This is a genomic window from Pseudomonas sp. HMSC066A08, from assembly GCF_001813025.1.
Taxonomy (GTDB): domain Bacteria; phylum Pseudomonadota; class Gammaproteobacteria; order Pseudomonadales; family Pseudomonadaceae; genus Pseudomonas; species Pseudomonas aeruginosa.
The window spans coordinates 12,455-30,309 of sequence record NZ_KV811391.1 but is presented as its reverse complement, the minus strand read 5'-3'; the positions used below and the strand labels follow the sequence as shown (position 1 = coordinate 30,309).

Annotated in this window: 20 protein-coding genes; 13 read left to right on the top strand and 7 right to left on the bottom strand. The window is 66.6% G+C overall.

What is annotated here, in order from left to right; all coding sequences use genetic code 11:
• Together HMPREF2886_RS34070 and qscR are read right to left on the bottom strand one after the other, a co-directional pair.
• Positions 1–121: PhzA/PhzB family protein (locus tag HMPREF2886_RS34070; RefSeq protein ID WP_218189080.1), on the bottom strand; the 121-nt coding region annotated here is incomplete at its 3' end.
• Between the two features lie 469 nt (positions 122–590).
• Positions 591–1,304 (bottom strand): quorum-sensing transcriptional repressor QscR, encoded by a 714-nt coding sequence (qscR, locus tag HMPREF2886_RS32415; RefSeq protein ID WP_003118960.1) that lies wholly within the window; start codon positions 1,302–1,304, stop codon positions 591–593.
• A gap of 761 nt (positions 1,305–2,065) precedes the next feature.
• Here qscR and HMPREF2886_RS32410 point away from each other — a divergent pair.
• The 8 genes from HMPREF2886_RS32410 to HMPREF2886_RS32375 all read left to right on the top strand — a co-directional run bounded on the left by HMPREF2886_RS32410 (position 2,066) and on the right by HMPREF2886_RS32375 (position 10,228).
• Complete coding sequence (locus HMPREF2886_RS32410) at positions 2,066–2,833, top strand: sterol desaturase family protein (RefSeq protein ID WP_003102692.1); 768 nt, start codon at positions 2,066–2,068, stop codon at positions 2,831–2,833.
• A 5-nt stretch (positions 2,834–2,838) separates the two neighbouring features.
• Positions 2,839–4,008, top strand: coding sequence for a hypothetical protein (locus HMPREF2886_RS32405; RefSeq protein WP_003088150.1), 1,170 nt, complete (start codon positions 2,839–2,841; stop codon positions 4,006–4,008).
• A gap of 18 nt (positions 4,009–4,026) precedes the next feature.
• Positions 4,027–5,301, top strand: a complete 1,275-nt coding sequence (locus tag HMPREF2886_RS32400; RefSeq protein ID WP_033968397.1) for a fatty acid desaturase — start codon at positions 4,027–4,029, stop codon at positions 5,299–5,301.
• A 16-nt stretch (positions 5,302–5,317) separates the two neighbouring features.
• Positions 5,318–5,941, top strand: a complete 624-nt coding sequence (locus HMPREF2886_RS32395; protein WP_003088147.1) for a 2OG-Fe(II) oxygenase — start codon at positions 5,318–5,320, stop codon at positions 5,939–5,941.
• 25 nt (positions 5,942–5,966) lie between these two features.
• Positions 5,967–8,396: a penicillin acylase family protein gene (locus HMPREF2886_RS32390; protein ID WP_039028256.1), complete on the top strand. Its 2,430-nt coding sequence runs from the start codon at positions 5,967–5,969 to the stop codon at positions 8,394–8,396.
• Positions 8,393–9,130 (top strand): hypothetical protein, encoded by a 738-nt coding sequence (locus tag HMPREF2886_RS32385; protein ID WP_033968394.1) that lies wholly within the window; start codon positions 8,393–8,395, stop codon positions 9,128–9,130. Before HMPREF2886_RS32390 ends, HMPREF2886_RS32385 begins: the two co-directional genes overlap by 4 nt.
• Positions 9,127–9,516, top strand: coding sequence for a hypothetical protein (locus HMPREF2886_RS32380; protein WP_070749168.1), 390 nt, complete (start codon positions 9,127–9,129; stop codon positions 9,514–9,516). The genes HMPREF2886_RS32385 and HMPREF2886_RS32380 overlap by 4 nt, the downstream gene beginning before the upstream one ends.
• An 88-nt stretch (positions 9,517–9,604) precedes the next feature.
• The gene (locus HMPREF2886_RS32375; RefSeq protein ID WP_033968392.1) at positions 9,605–10,228 is read left to right on the top strand and encodes a glutathione S-transferase family protein; all 624 of its coding nucleotides are present in this window, start codon (positions 9,605–9,607) and stop codon (positions 10,226–10,228) included.
• A gap of 13 nt (positions 10,229–10,241) precedes the next feature.
• On the opposite strand, the gene HMPREF2886_RS35240 is transcribed toward HMPREF2886_RS32375, so the two are convergent.
• The gene (locus HMPREF2886_RS35240) at positions 10,242–10,628 is read right to left on the bottom strand and encodes a hypothetical protein (protein WP_003115740.1); all 387 of its coding nucleotides are present in this window, start codon (positions 10,626–10,628) and stop codon (positions 10,242–10,244) included.
• Positions 10,629–10,794: 166 nt separating this feature from the next.
• Here HMPREF2886_RS35240 and HMPREF2886_RS35235 point away from each other — a divergent pair, with 166 nt between their 5' ends.
• Both HMPREF2886_RS35235 and dapA read left to right on the top strand, forming a co-directional pair.
• Positions 10,795–11,082, top strand: coding sequence for a hypothetical protein (locus HMPREF2886_RS35235; protein ID WP_033968391.1), 288 nt, complete (start codon positions 10,795–10,797; stop codon positions 11,080–11,082).
• 296 nt (positions 11,083–11,378) lie between these two features.
• Positions 11,379–12,254 carry a 4-hydroxy-tetrahydrodipicolinate synthase gene (gene dapA / locus HMPREF2886_RS32360; protein ID WP_033968390.1) on the top strand — a complete coding sequence of 292 codons (876 nt, stop codon included), beginning with the start codon at positions 11,379–11,381 and terminating at the stop codon, positions 12,252–12,254.
• 12 nt (positions 12,255–12,266) lie between these two features.
• On the opposite strand, the gene HMPREF2886_RS32355 is transcribed toward dapA, so the two are convergent.
• Entirely contained in the window at positions 12,267–14,630 is a 2,364-nt protein-coding gene (locus HMPREF2886_RS32355; protein WP_070749170.1) for a DNA polymerase II, read from the bottom strand.
• Between the two features lie 68 nt (positions 14,631–14,698).
• Entirely contained in the window at positions 14,699–15,232 is a 534-nt protein-coding gene (locus tag HMPREF2886_RS32350) for a GNAT family N-acetyltransferase (protein WP_057388407.1), read from the bottom strand.
• Positions 15,233–15,317: 85 nt separating this feature from the next.
• On the opposite strand from HMPREF2886_RS32350, the gene HMPREF2886_RS32345 reads away from it, so the two are divergent.
• The gene (locus HMPREF2886_RS32345) at positions 15,318–15,869 is read left to right on the top strand and encodes a helix-turn-helix domain-containing protein (protein ID WP_070749166.1); all 552 of its coding nucleotides are present in this window, start codon (positions 15,318–15,320) and stop codon (positions 15,867–15,869) included.
• On the opposite strand, the gene ndhC is transcribed toward HMPREF2886_RS32345, so the two are convergent.
• Both ndhC and HMPREF2886_RS32335 read right to left on the bottom strand, forming a co-directional pair.
• Positions 15,866–16,264, bottom strand: a complete 399-nt coding sequence (gene ndhC, locus HMPREF2886_RS32340) for an NADH-quinone oxidoreductase subunit A (protein ID WP_070749164.1) — start codon at positions 16,262–16,264, stop codon at positions 15,866–15,868. The genes HMPREF2886_RS32345 and ndhC overlap by 4 nt on opposite strands.
• Positions 16,265–16,276: 12 nt before the next feature.
• Positions 16,277–16,600 (bottom strand): DMT family transporter, encoded by a 324-nt coding sequence (locus HMPREF2886_RS32335; RefSeq protein ID WP_003162861.1) that lies wholly within the window; start codon positions 16,598–16,600, stop codon positions 16,277–16,279.
• Between the two features lie 330 nt (positions 16,601–16,930).
• Here HMPREF2886_RS32335 and HMPREF2886_RS32330 point away from each other — a divergent pair, with 330 nt between their 5' ends.
• Both HMPREF2886_RS32330 and HMPREF2886_RS32325 read left to right on the top strand, forming a co-directional pair.
• Positions 16,931–17,392 carry a (2Fe-2S)-binding protein gene (locus HMPREF2886_RS32330; RefSeq protein WP_003102736.1) on the top strand — a complete coding sequence of 154 codons (462 nt, stop codon included), beginning with the start codon at positions 16,931–16,933 and terminating at the stop codon, positions 17,390–17,392.
• A gap of 4 nt (positions 17,393–17,396) precedes the next feature.
• A partial coding sequence (locus HMPREF2886_RS32325) for a molybdopterin cofactor-binding domain-containing protein (protein WP_139148440.1) occupies positions 17,397–17,855 on the top strand: 459 nt, incomplete at its 3' end.

Below are 17,855 nucleotides of genomic sequence, written 5' to 3'. Positions count from 1 at the left end.
GGCTGTGCCGCTGCAACCGTTCGGCCCCCTTCATGCGCAGGTAGTGCTCGACCGTGGCGCGGTTGCGTCGACGCAATTCCAGGTTGTCGGTAAACCCTTTCAACCGTTGGTACTCTCGCATGGTGCACATCTCCGCCAGTTCGAATCGACTGGTATCCATACTGGAAAGAAGACATCGGGATGACAGGCCGGAGAAATTGCCGTGAAGCTTTTTCCGGGCAAAAGTTGCCCGCTTCGGAGCGTCTCCAAAGTTTCAACTAATGCCGAATTGCCATGACCGAATGTTTCGCCTGAAACCCAGTTGTAACCAGATTTTACAGGGGACAAACTTATAAACGCTTTTTTGCAATAGCCATAACCCCTTAAAAATTACAGGTGTGGGGCATCGATTCCGTTCTATTCTTTGGCCGGTTTGCCAAGCGCCCGGAAAGTTGCACTAGCGTGCCGGACAACAGGAGGACGGGCGCAATGGCGAAGGGGGCAGCGGGGAAACGCTGCCGGTGGGAAGGCTGCGCTCAGGCGGCCGGCGCAAACGCTATCCGGCCATTCGGCGAATGGCCGGACGCTTGCGCGGCGGGCTCACCGTCGATTCAGTTGAGCAGGCCGATGGCGTAGGCCTTCATGGTCGCCTCCGCCTTGTTGCTGGAGTTGAGCTTGCGCATCGCATTGACGATATGGAATTTCACCGTGCGCTGGTCGATCGACAGGATCAGGCCGATCTCGCCGTAGGTCTTGCCCACCGCGGTCCACTTGAGCATCTCGGTTTCCCTGGCGGTCAGGCGCACATTGCTTTCCGGGACGATGCGCGGCGCCAGCAGGTCGCCGAAGGTAGCCTGCAGCATGCTGGTGATCCAGAGCAGGAAGGATTCCTTCTCCAGGATTTCCGTCGCGGCGATGCTCTCGCTGGAACGCACCAGGGACAGCATGCTGATCAGCCCGTACTTGCCGCGGACCGGGATCGACCAGCCGTGACGGATGCCGTGATGCAGCGCTTCCTCCCAGAAGAAACGGTTCTCCTGGAAGTCTTCGCCATTCCAGATCAGCGGGGTGTATTCCAGGAGACCATGGCGCACGATCGGGTCGATGGATGTGTAGTCTTCGGAGATATATCTGCTTTTCCATTCCCCTGGGTAATTGGACAAGAAATGATATTTAGGCGCGGTCAGCGGGAAAGGCGCCCGCGCACCGAATGAAAAGAATTCGAATCCATAATTACCGCATATCTCGAGAACCAGGGAGAAGAACTCTTCCTCGGTTGTTATTCTTGACAAAATCTCGAGATATCCCTCTCTCTCATCATGCATGCCAGCTTCACCAGTCAACAATCGATCCCGGCAGGATTCGGTTCTTCAGCGTTTTTATTCTTTTTTGTTTCCGTCTTATCCACTCATGACAATTCCCTTTATCAAGCCGGACCTGGAAGTACATATCGCCACCGGCCCTGTGCGGGTGTTCCGGACGAGGTCGAGCCCATTCGCCGCCCGCCGGGCGACGACGAAACGAGGCTGAAGAGAACTTCTCGATGAGCACGGACACGAGGCGCCGCGCAGGAACTGCGCTGGGCTGGAGGGGACGGCGCCCCGGATCTTTGCGGAAACCGTAGAACGGCTCTCCGATGGGCCTCACGGCGGTCTTTCTCATTGTTCTTCTCGCACGCTCCATCGTCGTCGGGAGAGCCTCCCGACAACAAACCTTGGTCCATGGCGGGCCTCGTCGACGAGGCTCCCCGGGGACCAGAAATGGCAACTACATACTTCCCCCCCTATCTCTCCGCAGATACCTGCCCGGAAGGGCAGGTTGTCCCTGCCGGGCTGTGACAATTTAATTCGACCAGGCATTTCATTGTCCGTGCCGATTTTCACGAAGCGCATTCTGAGGCAATTAAAAAGAGCGCTCCATTCGACCATGGACAAGCTATCCACGCCTGACCGAGATCGCCTTCCGAATATAGCGAAGCGATAACCGCAGCCTGCCGAGAAGTGCTTCAGACAATAAACAGGACGCTGGCCTTTCGTATCGATGAAAGTTCCGCATGGCGTCCGCCCCTAAGGAAGAGGAGATAAATATGATTTATTACTTGATCGGAGTGGCGCTATTCATCTTCATGCTGGAACAGTTGGTTCCCGGCTGGAAATTGCCCAAGGTGAGCACCTGGGTGGCCCGGGTGATCTTCCTCAACATCGTCCAGGTGTCGATCGCCCTGCTCGCCGGCATCACCTGGAACAAATGGATGATGGGGCACAGCCTGCTGCACACCTCGGATGCCCTGCCACCACTGCTGGCCGGCTTCGCCGCCTACTTCGTCAACACCTTCGTCACCTACTGGTGGCATCGCGCGCGCCACGCCAACGACACGCTCTGGCGGCTGTTCCACCAGTTGCACCACGCGCCGCAACGCATCGAGGTATTCACCTCCTTCTACAAGCATCCGACCGAGATGGTCTTCAACTCGCTGCTGGGCAGCTTCGTCGCCTACGTGGTGATGGGCATCAGCATCGAGGCCGGCGCCTACTACATCATGTTCGCCGCGCTCGGCGAGATGTTCTACCACTCGAACCTGCGCACCCCGCACGTCCTCGGCTACCTGTTCCAGCGCCCGGAGATGCACCGCATCCACCACCAGCGCGACCGCCACGAGTGCAACTACAGCGACTTCCCGATCTGGGACATGTTGTTCGGTACCTACGAGAACCCCCGCCGCATCGACGAGCCGCAGGGCTTCGCCGGCGACAAGGAGCAGCAGTTCGTCGACATGCTGCTGTTCCGCGACGTGCACAGCCTTCCCGGAAAAACCCAGCCCGCTCCCGTCCTGGTCAAGCCCGACGTCAGGTGAACGCCATGATTCCAGACATCGATTCCCGTCTCAGCCGGAACATATTGAAATCCATCTCGTATGGCCTCCCCCTCGCCGAAGTGGTCCCCGACCATACCTATGCGCAACTGGAAACGCGCCTCGGCGAACTGAAACGCAGGTATCTGGAGCTGCGCATCTCCCACGGCGCGCGCGAGCTGCCGTTCAGCAACTACCTGTTCTACCTGATCCTCCAGTCGCGCCACCAGGAATTCGACTTCAAGCTGCGCCAGGGCAACTCGGTGGTCACCAACATCCACCGTTTCAAGAGCAAGGGACGCATCCCGTCCCTGACCACCCTGCTCCTGGCCGATGCGGTCAACGCCAAGAGCGAGCTGGAGCTCAAGCATCCGGACATCCCGCAGCTCGACCGCCACGCCCGCGACATCGAGCGCTGGCTGGCCGCCGGCAACGTCATGCCGCCCAGCGAGCGGGCGCTGCGCGGCCTGGTTGAGGCGCTGGAGCGCGCCGCTGGCGAAGGCCGTCCGTTGCACCTGGTGAGCGCGGTATGCCCGGACTACTCGCACTCCAGCGATGCCGAGGGCAAGCCGCGCTACACCTTCGAGCGAGTCGGCGACCAGCCCGGCCTGGCCGGCGCCAAGCTGGTCAGCGCCGGCCAGGCGGTGGCGGAGCTGGCCAGGGCGCGCCAGGTGGAAATCCGCCACGCGATCCTCGGCGGCGAGTTCGAGTACCTGTCGTTCAACCGCAACCCCGCCACCGGCGAGACCCGCGAGGGTTTCCTCGGCAAGGTCGAGCGCCAGCTCGAGCGGATCGCCGGGGCCCTGCCCTGCCCGGCCGCGACCTGCTCGTTCTTCGAGATGTGCGGCGGCGAGGACGGCTGGCACCGGGCCCACGGCGAGATCGTCCAGCGCCTGGAACAGGGCGACTACGGCCAGACCGGGCTGGACTACCCGGCCCTGGAATCGATTTTCCTGTCGCGCCTGCCGCTCTACGAAAAATGGTTCGCCAGCCAGTCGCGCGAGCAGATCTGGGCCAGCTTCGTCTCCCAGGCTGCCGAGTACGCATTGATGGGAAAACTCTTCGGCGAGCGCTTCGACAACTTCGTCGTGCTGGCCGTCGATCACTACCGGATGGAGCCGTTCTACTCGTTCTTCGCGACCGTCCCGACGCTCTACATCCGAACCGACTACCTGTAACGAGGGAGCGCCTGCGCCATGCAAGATGAACTGTTCAAGACCCGTTACTCCAAGTACGGATACGGCATCGACGTGCGACGTACCTACAAGGACCTGCCCTGCCAGCCGTTCTGGACCTGGGTCACCGGCAAGTCGCTGAACGACCGCCCGCCGCGGCGACCGAAAGACACCCTGCTCAAGCCCTGGCAGCTCTACCTGCACATCAGCTGGGGCTATGCGGTGTTCTTCCTCGCGGTGATCTACGGCCAGCAACTGCTCGCCTCGCAGCAGCCACTGTGGCTGAAGTGCCTGCTGGGCGCGCTGATCATGTGCCTGGTGGTCAACCGCCAGCGCGGCTTCCTCCATACCTTCCACTACACCACCCATGGCGCCAGCCTGGAGAACAAGGCGCTGGCCCGCTTCACCTGCAAGTGGATCCTGTCGATCCCGATCCTGCACACCCCGCGCGACGAGTACGTGAAGCTGCACGTGAACGAGCACCACAGCGTGCGCACCTTCAATACCGAGCACGACGTCGACCTGGTCTTCATGAAGCAGCACGGCTTCTACAAGGGTATGTCCGAGAGCGCCTTCTGGACCCGCCTGGTGCTCGCGCCCTTCCATCCGGCACGGGTCCTCGAGCACCTGAAGTTCCGCTTCGACGTCAGCTTCGTCTCCGCGCCTCGCCACGAGCGCGTCAGCCGCGCGCTCTACTGGGCCGCGCTGCTCGGCCTGGTGTACGCCAGCGGCTACCTGGAGGCGTTCGCGCTGTTCTACCTGTTCCCGATCTTCATCCTCACCCAGTACTCGTCGTGGATCCAGCACGTCTCCGAGCACCTCTGGTTCGCCCGCAACGAGCACGGCCTGCCGCGCTTCCTGCACTACGGCTCGCTGAGCTGGGGACGCTTCCTCGGCCGCCCCTACCCGGCCGACAAGCAGGGCCTGGCCTTCGCCCTGGCGTTCGTTCGCTGGAGCCTGGGCGTGCTGCTGATCGACATCCCGCTGCGGGTGTTCTCCTTCATGCAGGACCTGCCCAGCCACGACTTCCACCACCGCAAGCCGGGGGTGAACTTCTGGCGCATCGCGCCGGAGCGCGCGGCCAACGAGGCGCGCCCCTCGAAGTTCGGCCCGATGACCGAGACCTGGGGCATGTGGGAGAACTTCCTGATCCTGCGCGACCACCTCTGCCGCGGCCAGTCGGACCCGTTCGGAATCGTCGACTGGTACCGCGAGAACCATGCCCGGCTCGCTCCGGAGACCGATGCCGCCAACCAGCCCCACACCAACCAACCCGCATCCCAGGCTACCGCCTGATCACACAGGAAACCCCATGAATACTCAGATTGCCCAGATCACCCAGAGCCTGGCAGCCAACGGCTGCGCCTATATCACCCCCAGCGACGCGCTCTACGACGAGCAGGACTGGGAACTGATGAACCAGGTCCTGGCCAACTCGACCCTGCCGTGGGAGAAGATCCTGATCGGCGACGCCGACGAGGAGAACGACCTCTACGTGGCCCGCTTCATGACCGACCGCGACCGTCCCACGGTGGTCAACCATGCGCTGTCGGAGCTGATCATCCCGCGCGTCTGCAACGACAACGTGATGAGCCTGTTCCGCAAGCTGATGGGCGACGACGCCTTCTACGTGCGGCGCATGCAGGTGAACCGGATGAAGGCCGGCTCGTTCATCGGCCGGCACCTGGATACCGACAGCAACCCGGACTACCAGTACTCCATCGTCCTGCAGCTCGGCACCTACTTCTCCGGCGGCCAATTCGTGGTCTACGACCGCGACGGCAACCTGCGCAACGACATCAAGCCGGAGCCGCGCTCGGTGATCATCAGCGACTGCAGCTATCCCCACGAGGTCCAGCGGGTGACCGCCGGCGAGCGCGTCTCGCTGGTGTTCTTCGTCAGTCGCCATGCGGACCGGAACCGGCGGGTCTATTGACCCGTCGGCGTGGAGACTCGAAGCGATGTCGAAGAACGCACGTTACGCCTGGCGCCTGTCCCTCGGCGGCCTGCTGCTGGGGCTACTGGCCTGCGCGGTCTACCTGCTGGCCGTCCCGCTGGGCTTCAAGTACGGCGAGATCCAGGTCGGCCATGGCCTGGAACACGAGGGGCGGATCGCCTGGGACGCCGCCGGCGTCCCGCATATCCGCGCGCAGAGCCTGGAGGACGGCTATTTCCTGCTCGGCTACAGCCACGCCAGGGATCGCCTGTGGCAGATGGAGTTCGCCCGCCGCTATGCCGGCGGGACGCTCTCCGAAGTGTTCGGCGCCAAGACCCTGCCGATGGACAGGTTCGCCCGCACCCTGGGCTTCCGACGCACCGCCGAGGGCATCTACGCCAACCTGGACGCGCCCACGCGCGTCCTGCTGCAACGCTACAGCGCCGGGATCAACGCCTACCTGGAGCTGGCCCCGGCGGCGCTGCCGCTGGAGTTCAGCCTGGTGCGCCACGAGCGGCCGGGGCCCTGGGGGCCGGTGGACAGCCTGTCCCTGCACCTGCTCTATTCCTGGACCCTGAGCGCCAACCTGGGCATGCAGTTGCAGCGCCTGGCGCTGGCCGAGCACCTGGACCTGGCGCGGATCAACGAGGTGTTCGCCCCCTATCCGGGCGAGCGGCCGCCGGCCACCCGCGACTACGCCAGCCTGTACCGCTCCCTGCGCGGCACGCCGGACGCCGGCAAGCTGCTGGGGCAACTGCCCGGATCCAACGTCGAAGGCATCGGCTCGAACAACTGGGTGGTCTCCGCCAACCGCAGCGCCACCGGCAAGCCGCTGCTGGCCAACGATCCGCACCTGCGCCTGACCAACCCGGCGGCCTTCTACCTGGCCAGCCTGAAGATCCCCGGCCTGAGCCTCACCGGCGCCAACTTCGCCGGCGCCCCGCTGTTCGTCATCGGCCATAACCAGCGCATCGCCTGGGGCTACACCAATACCGGCTCGCACATCCAGGACGCCTACCTGGAGCGCGTCGATCCCCAGGACCCGCGGCGCTACCTGGCCCCGGACGGCTACCGGCCCTTCGAGACGCGCCTGGAACGCATCGCCGTGCGCGACGGCGAGACGGTCTCGCTGGAGGTCCGCAGTACCCGCCACGGCCCGGTGATCAGCGACATCTACGAACCGGCGCGGCTGCCGCAGGCGCAGCGCGACCGGCTGGTGATCGCCCTCGCCTGGACCGGCCTCGACCGTCACGACAAGACCTTCCCGAGCCTGCTGGCGATCAACCGGGCCGAAGGCTGGGAACAGTTCCTCGACGCCACCGCCGACTTCGGCGTGCCGCCGCAGAACATGGTCTATGCCGACGTCGAGGGCAACATCGGCTACGTCTCCGCCGGTCGCGTACCGCTCCGCGGCGCCGACGACGACCTCCATGGCCTGGCTCCCTCGCCCGGCTGGGAGAGCCGCTACGACTGGGTCGGCTACGTTCCGGAAAGCGCCAAGCCACGCAGCCTCAACCCGCGCGAAGGGTTCATCGCCACGGCGAACCAGCGCATCGTGCCGTCCGACAATGCCTTCGACTTCGGCCACGACTGGGTCCTGCCCTACCGCTACGACCGCATCCGCGAGTGGCTCGGCGGCCCCGGCCAGCGCACCCTGGAAGACAGCCTGGAGTTGCAGAACGACGAGTTCTCCAGCGTGATGGCGAGCCTGTTGCCGAAGATGCTGGAGCAGGTCAGCGACCCCGACCTGCGCGCCAGCGAGGCCTTCGCCCTGCTCCAGGGCTGGAACCACCAGGCCGCCGCCGACCTGGCCGCGCCACTGATCGCCGGCTACTGGGTACGCGCCTTCACCCGCGAGCTGCTGCAACCGAGGATCGGCACGCAGTTGCTGGCCAGCGGCTGGAACCAGCGCAACTACGACGGATTCCTCCGGCTGATCCTCGACGGCCAGGCCGACCTGCGCTTCTGGTGCGGCCAGGAACAAGGCTGCGACCTCAAGCTGAACCAGTCGCTGCGCCGCGCCCTCGACGAACTGCGGGCCGCCCACGGAAGCGCGCCGGATGGCTGGAAGTGGGGCGAGGCGCACGCCGCCCTCGCCGAGCACGTGCCCTTCCACAAGACCCCGTTGCGCACGCTGTTCGACCTGAAGAACAACAAGGGCGGCGACAACTTCAGCGTCAACGTCGGGCGCTTCGACTACAGCGACCCGGCCAACCCGTTCAACACACGGATCGCCGCGACCCTGCGGATGGTCATCGACCTGGCGGACTTCGACAACTCGCGCTACGCGCTGTCCACCCGCAACTCCGGCCTGCCGTTCGACGGCGCCACCGACCTCAACGAACTCTGGGCCCGCGGCGCGTACATCCGTATCGCCGACGACGCCACCGACGCGACGGACCGCCAGTTGGTCCTGCGCCCTTCAGCCTCTTCCTCCGGCGAGCCACGACCATGACCAGCGATCCGCAGAAAAACGCCTTCGACCTCGACTACTCCAGCCGCGAACGGCAATTCCCCGAGGGCTTCAAGCGCAAGATAGTCGCCGACCTGCAAGAGGGAATGCCGCAGTTCGACGTGCTGCAATACTTCGGCAACCAGCCGGATATCTTCGAGACCTACGACCACCTGGTGCTGGCGACCGACCCGGAGGGCGAACGGATCATCGGCATCCTGGGAGCGAAGGACTTCGTCCGCGGCTCGACGCGCTTCCTCTACCTGTGGACGGCGATGGTGGTCGACCGCTACCACCGCACCAGCCTGTTCAAGCGGATCAACCAGTTCTTCCTGCGCCAGGTCAGCGAGCGCAACGGCGGGCTGCCGCCGCTGATCGTGGCGAAGACCTACAACCCGGTGGTCTACAACATGTTCCGCGCCCTCAGCGCGCGGATCCCGGGAGCGACGCTGTACCCGGACCTGGAAGCGCCACGCCAGTGCCCGGACATGGTCGACCTGGCCCGCGACGTGGTCGGCACGCTGTCCGCCAACCTGCGCCTGGATGCGGAAACCGGCCTGATACCCGGCGGGCAACGCAGCGTCGCCCCGGACTTCTTCCCGCGCATGGCGATGTCCAGCCACGCCAGGACCAACGACCACTTCGTCGCCCACGTCGGCAGCAGCGACCAGATCCTCTGCATGGTCCGCCTCGCACCCGGTGCCGAACCCTACGTGCAGCAGAGGATCATCCGGTGAGCGGACTCGCGCAGCGCTCCGACGACCCGTGGCTGGCGGCGCTGCCGGCCGCGGTGCTCTACGGCGCCTGGGCGGCCTATGCCAACCAGGACGGCGGCCTGGCCGGGATGGGGGGCGCCGCCCTGGTCCAGGGCGCCGCGAGTCTCCTGGCGACGCGCTTCGGCCTGTACCTGTTGCAGTGTCTCGGCCGCCGCCACGGCCTTGCGCAACGCCAGGCGCCCCTGCTGGTGGTGCTCCTGCTGACCGCGCCGATGGCCGCGCTGCACTGGCTCTCGGGCACGCCGCATCCATTGGCGAGCGTGGCGCCGTCGTTCGTCATCGGCTGGCTCTACTTCGCCTTCTGGGCGCGCCGCCGCCCGGGCCGCCGGCAAGCCAGCGGCGCCTAGCCGGCGCCCCCGGTCGAGCCGCTCCCCGTCGGCGGCATCGGCCCGTATACTCGGAGCCTTCCTATCCGCCCAAGGACGCGCCATCGCCATGCTGGAGATTCTCGGAAAGGCCTCTTCGATCAACGTGCGCAAGGTCCTCTGGACCTGCGCCGAACTGGACCTGCCCTACCGCCGCGAAGACTGGGGCAGCGGCTTCCGCGACACCCACGCGGCGGAATTCCTCGCCCTCAACCCGAACGCCATGGTGCCGGTGCTGCGCGACGGCGAACTGGTGCTCTGGGAATCCAACAGCATCATCCGCTACCTGGCCAACCGCTATGCCGGCGAACGTCTCTATCCGCAGCAGGCGACGCCGCGCGCGCGGGTCGACCAGTGGCTGGACTGGCAGGCCTCCGACCTCAACCGCTCGTGGAGCTATGCCTTCATGAGCCTGGTCCGGCAGTCGCCGGCGCACCGCGACGCGGTCCAGGTGGAGGCTTCGCTGCGCGGCTGGACGGGCTTCATGGAAATCCTCGAGGGACAACTGCTACGCACCGGCGCCTATGTCGCCGGCGAGACCTTCAGCCTGGCCGACATCGCCATCGGCCTGTCGGTCAACCGCTGGTACGAGACGCCGTTCGAGCATCCGTCGCTGCCAGCGGTGCGCGCCTATTACGAGCGCCTCGGCGCCCGTCCCGGCTTCCTCGCCCACGGCCGCAACGGCGTACCCTGAGCGAGGCGCGCGATCACTGGCCGAGCGCCTTGTTCAGGCGCTGCGCCAGGGCGGTGGTGTTGGCGCCGGCGGTATCCAGCAGCAGGTAGTCGTAGTCGGACTTGGCCACCGGGGCGATGCGGTATTGCAGGACGCCCTCGACCACCTGCTGGCCGGCCGGCACGCTGAGGGTGCCGACGCAGGACAGCACGCCGCTGTCGGGATCCTTCTCGAGGATCGCCACGTCGCGCAGCGCGCTGTCCTTGAACTCCGGCGAGCGCTCGGTGATCGCGCCCTGGAGGAAGATCCGCATCAGTTGATCCTTCACGTCCGGCGAGGCACAGGCCTCGGCCTCCTTCTTCGCGCAGGCGCTCAACAGCAGCGCGGCGCCCAATACAGCGAGCACGGGTAGCTTCATCATCCCCTCGGGGGTCGGTTGGTGATGCGCAATTGGACTGCGCCGCCGGCGAATGATTCCCAGGCCCCGCGCGGCTGCTGCCGCAGCCAGCACTGGCCAGCCGGCGCGGCTGCCAGTAGTCTGTCCGCCGCGCTGGCGACGCCGGCCCCATGACAACTGGAGCAAGAACATGTACCGAGACACCGTGACCCTCACCGTCAGCGCCGAGCAACGTGGCCGCGAAAGCGAGGCCGTGGACAACCCGAACGTCGCCATCGGCCTGGAAAGCGTCGAGCCGGGCGTGCTCAAGCTGCACTTCGAAGGCCAGCTGGACGCCCCGGAGAACGCTACCCACATCTGCTTCAGCCTGACCATCGGCCTCACCTACCACGGCCCGATCCTCGACGGCGCGGCCAGCGAGAACGGCGGCTGGATGACCTTCGAGAGCGACATGCTCGACCCGGCGCAACTGGCCTGAACCCGCGACGCGGTTGACAGCGCGCCGCGCAGTCCGTAGAAATTGCCCGTCCCCCTTTTTCCGGTATTCCACGGCATGTCCCTGTCCTTCGACTTCGAGCGTTTTCCGCTTGGCCCCGGCGCCAAGGCTCGGGGCCGTGCCGTTGCCGCGAAGAAATCGAAGAAACAGTCGCTCATTTGACCGGGGCGTGCTGTCCCGTCAGGTGAGCTGACAGGACACGCAGGCGCTCCCGCCTCCCGCCGAATCCCTTCCGCCCTCCTGACGCCGACAAGACGGTCAGCCATCAGGAGAGAGTCATGTCATCGTTCCAAGGTATCTGGGTCCCGCTGGTCACGCCGTTCCGCCATGGCGAGATCGACTTCGCCGCGCTGCCGCGCCTGCTCGACCACCTGCTGAATGCCGGTGTCGCCGGGGTCGTGGTCTGCGGTACCACCGGCGAAGCCGCGGCGCTCGAACACGGCGAACAGCTGCAATTGCTCGACGCCGTGCTCGAACGGGTGGCGCCGGAGCGCGTGGCGATGGGGCTGGCCGGCAACAACCAGGCGCAACTGCTGGCCTTCCAGCGCGAAGTGCTAGAGCGTCCGCTCGCCGGCCTGCTGGTGCCGGCGCCCTACTACATCCGCCCCTCCCAGGAGGCGCTGGTGCGCTTCTTCCATGGCGTCGCCGACGCCTCCAGCGTGCCGCTGATCGTCTACGACATTCCCTATCGCACCGGTGTGCGCATGGAACTGGAAACCCTGCGACGGATCGTCGGCCACCCGCGCATCGCCGCGATCAAGGACTGCGGCGGCAGCCTGGAAAACACCCTGGCATTGCTGGCAGACGGCCAGGTAGCGGTGCTCGCTGGCGAAGACCTGCAAATGTTCAACGCCTTCTGCCTGGGCGCCAGCGGTGCCATCGCCGCCTCCGCGCACCTGCACCCACAGCGCTTCGTCGCGCTTCACCGGCAGGTGGTCGAGGGCCGGCTGGACGCGGCCCGGGCCAACTTCTTCGCGCTGTTGCCGCTGATCCGCGCGGCCTTCGCCGAACCCAACCCGGCGCCGGTCAAGGCCGGCCTGGCGCGCCAGGGACTGATCGGCGACGAACTGCGCGCGCCCTTGCTGGGCTGCGACGCGGCACTGGCGGAACGGCTCGGGAGCTTGCTCGCGGAGATCCCGGCGCGGCTCGTCTAGGCGTCGGCCGCCTCAGAACAGCGCCATCTGCCGGTCGACCAGGGTGGCGAAGTCGTCGCCGACGAACGGCAGGATGGCGTCGGCCACCGGCTGCAACTGCTTGCCCACGTAGTGCTCGTAGTCGATGGCCGAACGCCGCGCCTCGAGCGGCTCGGGACCGGCGACGCTGATCACGTAGCTGATCCAGCCGCCGCCCTGGTACTGCCGCGGGCGCCCGCGCTCGAGGTTGTAGTCGTCGGCGATGCGCGCCGCGCGCACATGCGGCGGCACGTTGCGCTGGTAATCGTCGAGGCGCCGGCGCAGGCGCTTGCGGTAGACCAGCAGGTCGTCCAGCTCGCCGGCCAGGGTCCGTCGTACGTAATCGCGCACGTAGTCCTGGTAGGGCTGGCGGTTGAAGATGCGCAGGTAGAGTTCCTGCTGAAAGCGCTGGGCCAGCGGCGACCAGTCGGTGCGCACGGTCTCCAGGCCCTTGAAGACCATCTCCTCGCCACCGTCGGCGCGGCGCACCAGGCCGGCGTAGCGTTTCTTGCTGCCCTCCTCGGCGCCGCGCACGGTGGGCATGAGAAAACGCCGGTAATGGGTCTCGAATTGCAGCTCGAGGGCGCTGTCGAGGCCGAATTCTTCTTTCAGGTGCCCGCGCCACCAGTCGTTGACCCGCGCCACCAGCGCCCGGCCGATGGCCGCGGCCTCCTCCTCGGCGCGGGGGCTGCCGAGCCAGACGAAGGTGGAGTCGGTATCGCCATAGATCACCGTATAGCCCTCGGCCTCGATCAGCTCGCGGGTACGGCGCATGATCCGGTGCCCGCGCAGGGTGATGGACGAGGCCAGGCGCGGGTCGAAGAAGCGGCAGCCGCTGGACCCCAGCACCCCGTAGAAGGCGTTCATGATGATCTTCAACGCCTGCGAGAGCGGCTGGTTGCGTTCGCGCTTGGCCGCCTCGCGGCCCTCCCAGACCCGTGCGACGATGGCCGGCAGGCAATGCCGGGTACGCGAGAAGCGGGCGCCGCGAAAGCCTTCCACCGAGTGCTCGTCGTCCGGCTGGCGCAGGCCTTCCACCAGGCCGACCGGGTCGATCAGGAAAGTACGGATGATCGACGGATACAGGCTCTTGTAGTCGAGCACCAGCACCGATTCGTAGAGGCCCGGCCGCGAGTCCATGACGAAGCCGCCGGGACTGGCTTCCGGACGCTTCTCGCCGAGGTTCGGGGCGACGAAGCCGGCGCGGTGCATCAACGGCATGTACAGGTGGGTGAAGGCCGCCACCGAGCCGCCGCTGCGGTCCGCCGGCAGGCCGGTGACGGTGGCCCGTTCGAGGAGGAAGTCGAGCAGTTCGGTACGGGCGAAGATCCGCGTCACCAGTTCGCAGTCCTTCAGGTTGTAGTGCGCGAGGGCCGGCTTGTCCTCGGCGAACATGCGATCGATCTCGTCCATCCGCTGGTACGGATTGTCGATCGCCTTGCCTTCGCCGAGCAGGGTCCGGGCGACGTTCTCCAGGCTGAACGAGGGGAAGCTCCAGGTCGCCGAGCGCAGCGCCTCGATGCCATCGATGATCAGGCGGCCGGCCGCCGCAGCGAAAAAGTGGTTGTTGCGGCTGCCGTGCTCGCGCCAGCCCATTTCGTCGCCGCCACGCCCCAGGCGCAGCGGCACCTTCAGGCGCTGGGCATGCTCATGCAGGACGCGCAGGTCGAACTGCACCAGGTTCCAGCCGATGATGGCGTCGGGATCGTGCTCGGCCAGCCACTGGTTGAGACGCTCCAGCAGCCCGGCACGGCTGTCGCAATAGTCGAGGCGGAAATCCACGGCCGCGGCATCGCCGTTGGCCGGGCCGAGCATGTATACCTGGCGCTGGCCGCAGCCCTCCAGGGCAATGGAGTAGAGATCGCCGCGGGCGTTGGTCTCGATGTCCAGCGACACCAGGCGCAGGCGCGGGCGATAGTCCGGAGCCGGCTTCAGGCGCCGGGCGAGCAGGCTGCCGTCGGCCTCGACACTCGCCTCCAGGCTGACCGGCGCGGTGATGAAGCGCTCCATCAGGTAGCGCTCCGGCGGCCGGATATCGGCCTCGAACACCTCGACGCCGGCCTGGCGCAAGCGTTTCTCCAGATTCATCAGCTGGCGATGCTGCTGGCAGTACAGGCCGAGCACCGGCCTCTGCTGGAAGTCGCGCAGTGCCAGCGGGCGCAGCTCGGCGCCAGTCTCCCCGGCGAGCAGGGACTCGACGCGCCCGCGCTGCTCGGCGAGGACGAACGCCACCGACGGCTGCGGCGGCAGCCGCACCTGCCGCGGGCCCTGCTCGGTCGCCAGCCAGAACGCGACTTCCGTGCCGGCCGGCGTATCGCGCCAGTGCCGGGTCAGGACGAACCCTTGCAGTAACTCCACCATCGACCCCGAATGTCTCGCATCCGCCGATTCTACCCGGCCTGCCCTGGGAACGCCGGTATCTTCGGTCAGCCGGCAGCAGCCAGGCGCTTGTAGAAATAGGTGGTGGGACAGGGCGTGCCGTCCGGCAGCAGGGCGTAGTCCGGGATTTCCCCGACCCGCGTCCAGCCGGTCTTCTGGTACAGCCGTTCGGCGGCGCTGCCGCTGACCGTATCCAGCACCAGCAGGGACTTGCCGCAGGCCCGGGCGAGCCGGTCCAGCTCGCCCAGCAGCGCCTCGCCGATGCCGCGCCGACGCGCACGCCGGTGCACCAGCATCTTCGCCACGTCGGCGCGGTGCGGCTGGTTCGGCGGTTGGTCGAGGAGCAGTTGCACGGTACCGACGATCCGCCCCTCCGCTTCCGCCACCAGCAGCAGGCGTTCGCCGCCCGCCACGCTCTCGCCGACGCCGCGCCAGAAGGCCAGCGCCCGCTCCCGCGGCAACGGCCACATGAAGCTGACCGAAGCCCCGCCTTCCACGCAGTCCAGCAGTACCTCGGCCAGTTCGTCCAGGCGCGCCAGGATCTCCTCGCCAGCCAGGCGGCGAATCGTCGGTTCGGTCATCGCGGGCAATCTCCAATGCAAGGTCGAATTTCCAATATATTGGATAGTGACTATCATGGACGAGAAAAACCCGCCAGGGCCACCCATGGATCTCGACGAACTGATTGCCCGACGCCTAGCCGCCCTGCGCAAGGAGCGCGAGCTGACCCTCGCCCAACTGGCCGAACGCTGCGCGGTGAGCAAGGCGATGATCTCGCGCATCGAGCGCAACGAAAGCAGCCCCACCGCCAGCGTCCTCGGCCGTCTCGCCAGCGGCCTGGGGATCGCCCTGTCCGACTTGCTCGGCGACGCGCAGGCGTCGGCCGAACCGCTCTGCCGGCGCGCGCAGCAGGAAGTGTGGGAGGACCCGGCCAGCGGCTACCGCCGCCGCCAGGTCGGCGCTCGCGATCCGCGTAGCGGCTGCGAGATGGTGGAAGTGGAGATTCCGGCGAACACCCGCCTCGATTATCCCCGCTGGGGCGGCCGGCCCTACCGGCAGCGCCTGTGGCTGGTCGAGGGTGCGCTGCGGGTGGACTACGGCGAGCAGTCGTTCCACCTGCAGCGCGGCGACCGCCTGGACTTCGGCGTCGACCGCGCGGTGGCCTTCGCCACCGCCGGGCAAGCCTGCCGCTACCTGCTGGTGATCCTCCACGACTAGTCGTGCGGCTTTCTCCGCCGGCGCTCCGGCGACCAGTCGAGGGCGCCGACCCGGTGCAGGTAGAACAGTCCGACCAGCAGCAGGGAGACGAACAGCGTCGCCTCGACGAAACCCGCCCAGCCACTCTCCCGCAGCGACACCGCCCAGAGGTAGAGGAACGGCATCTCGATGCCGAAGATCACGAACAGCATGGCGACCAACGCGTACTTGACCGAGAAGCGCAAGCGCGACGAGCCGGTGGAATCAACCCCCGACTCGAACGGCAGGTTCTTCGCCCGGCCATGCGACCGACCGCCCAGCACCCGGCCCAACCCCAGCATGAGCAGGCAAAGGGCGAGCGCGCCGAAGAGGTAGGCGAGCAAGGCCCAGGTCGCGGGAGCGAAGGATGCGTACATGATGGTCGCCCCTCAGCCCTGACGGGTCGCCAGCTTGAGAATGACGATGCCGGCCACGATCAGCCCCACCGCCAGCAGCCGCAACGAGCTCGGGCTTTCGCCGAAGAGCAGGATGCCCAGGGCGAAGGCGCCGACCGCACCGATGCCGACCCAGATGGTGTAGGCCGTGCCGAGGGGCAGGGTTTTCATGGAAACGGCCAGCAGGCCGAAGCTGAGGATCATGAACAGCAGGGTGACCAGGCTCGGCCACAGACGGGTGAAGCCGGCCGACTCCTTCATGGCCGTGGCCCAGACGATTTCGAAGACACCGGCGAGCAAGAGATAGATCCACGCCATTTCCAGCCTCTCTGCAGGGTCGTCCCCGCGCAATGAAAGAGGGAAAACGGGTCGTCCCGCTTCCGGCTGAAAGTGCGTGCCGCCCGGGCGGGCGTCAGTCACCGACGGCAGCGATCCTAGCGCGTTGCCGAAGCTGGGTGAACGCCTGCGCCGACGGAGTTGTTTCGCCGCGTTTCCGCGCCGCGCCCGCCGGGACGCTCGGCAGGATTGATCTAGACTTTCGCAGGATCGTGCAAGGCGTCCGTTTCGTCCTTCGCGCACACTTCGCCCGATGCATCCCTGCCTGATAAGAGATAACGCCCTGCCCGGGCCTTTCCGTGGAGAATCAGCATGCCCACCTCGCTCGTCCTGAACGGCAAGAACGTCACCCTCGACGTCGATCCCAACATGCCCCTGCTCTGGGCCATCCGGGAAAGCGCCGGCCTGCACGGCACCAAGTTCGGCTGCGGCATGGCCCAGTGCGGCGCCTGCACCGTGCAGCTGGACGGCACCGCGGTACGTTCCTGCGTGCTGCCGGTCTCCGCGGTCGCCGGCAAGCGCGTCACCACCATCGAAGGTATCCAGAGCAAGCCCGGCAAGGCCGTGCAGGACGCCTGGGTCAAGCTCCAGGTACCGCAGTGCGGCTACTGCCAGTCCGGCCAGATCATGTCCGCCACCGCGCTGCTGGAGCAGAACGCCAGCCCCAGCGACGCCGACATCGATGCCGCGATGAACGGCAACATCTGCCGCTGCGCCGCCTATGTGCGGATCCGCGCCGCCATCCACGAAGCCGCCGACACCCTGAAGGCCTGACGCCATGAACAGCAAGATCGATCTGAGCAACGCCCTGCCCGGCTCGCGCCGCGGCTTCCTCAAAGGCGCCGCGGTGGTCGGCCTGACCATCGGCTTCCAGTGGAGCGGAGCCCGTCGCGCCCTCGCCGCGGCCCTGCCGGACGCCGGCTTCGCGCCCAACGCCTTCCTGCGGATCGCCCCGGACGACAGTGTCACGGTGATCGCCAAGCACGTGGAAATGGGCCAGGGCGCCTATACCGGTATCGCCACCATCGTCGCCGAGGAACTCGACGCGGACTGGAGCAAGGTCCGCGTGGAAAGCGCGCCCGCCGACGCCAAGCGCTACGCCAACCTGGCCTTCGGCACCATGCAGGGCACCGGCGGCAGTTCGGCGATGGCCAACTCCTGGATGCAATTGCGCGAGGCCGGGGCCAAGGCGCGCGCGATGCTGGTCGAGGCCGCCGCCCGCCAGTGGCGGGGACCG

Coding starts and splice junctions, on each gene's coding strand:
- qscR (WP_003118960.1), bottom strand. CDS start 1,304: ATGCATGATGAGAGAGAGGGATATCTCGAGATTTTGTCAAGAATAACA.
- HMPREF2886_RS32410 (WP_003102692.1), top strand. CDS start 2,066: ATGATTTATTACTTGATCGGAGTGGCGCTATTCATCTTCATGCTGGAA.
- HMPREF2886_RS32405 (WP_003088150.1), top strand. CDS start 2,839: ATGATTCCAGACATCGATTCCCGTCTCAGCCGGAACATATTGAAATCC.
- HMPREF2886_RS32400 (WP_033968397.1), top strand. CDS start 4,027: ATGCAAGATGAACTGTTCAAGACCCGTTACTCCAAGTACGGATACGGC.
- HMPREF2886_RS32395 (WP_003088147.1), top strand. CDS start 5,318: ATGAATACTCAGATTGCCCAGATCACCCAGAGCCTGGCAGCCAACGGC.
- HMPREF2886_RS32390 (WP_039028256.1), top strand. CDS start 5,967: ATGTCGAAGAACGCACGTTACGCCTGGCGCCTGTCCCTCGGCGGCCTG.
- HMPREF2886_RS32385 (WP_033968394.1), top strand. CDS start 8,393: ATGACCAGCGATCCGCAGAAAAACGCCTTCGACCTCGACTACTCCAGC.
- HMPREF2886_RS32375 (WP_033968392.1), top strand. CDS start 9,605: ATGCTGGAGATTCTCGGAAAGGCCTCTTCGATCAACGTGCGCAAGGTC.
- HMPREF2886_RS35240 (WP_003115740.1), bottom strand. CDS start 10,628: ATGATGAAGCTACCCGTGCTCGCTGTATTGGGCGCCGCGCTGCTGTTG.
- HMPREF2886_RS35235 (WP_033968391.1), top strand. CDS start 10,795: ATGTACCGAGACACCGTGACCCTCACCGTCAGCGCCGAGCAACGTGGC.
- dapA (WP_033968390.1), top strand. CDS start 11,379: ATGTCATCGTTCCAAGGTATCTGGGTCCCGCTGGTCACGCCGTTCCGC.
- HMPREF2886_RS32350 (WP_057388407.1), bottom strand. CDS start 15,232: ATGACCGAACCGACGATTCGCCGCCTGGCTGGCGAGGAGATCCTGGCG.
- HMPREF2886_RS32345 (WP_070749166.1), top strand. CDS start 15,318: ATGGATCTCGACGAACTGATTGCCCGACGCCTAGCCGCCCTGCGCAAG.
- ndhC (WP_070749164.1), bottom strand. CDS start 16,264: ATGTACGCATCCTTCGCTCCCGCGACCTGGGCCTTGCTCGCCTACCTC.
- HMPREF2886_RS32335 (WP_003162861.1), bottom strand. CDS start 16,600: ATGGCGTGGATCTATCTCTTGCTCGCCGGTGTCTTCGAAATCGTCTGG.
- HMPREF2886_RS32330 (WP_003102736.1), top strand. CDS start 16,931: ATGCCCACCTCGCTCGTCCTGAACGGCAAGAACGTCACCCTCGACGTC.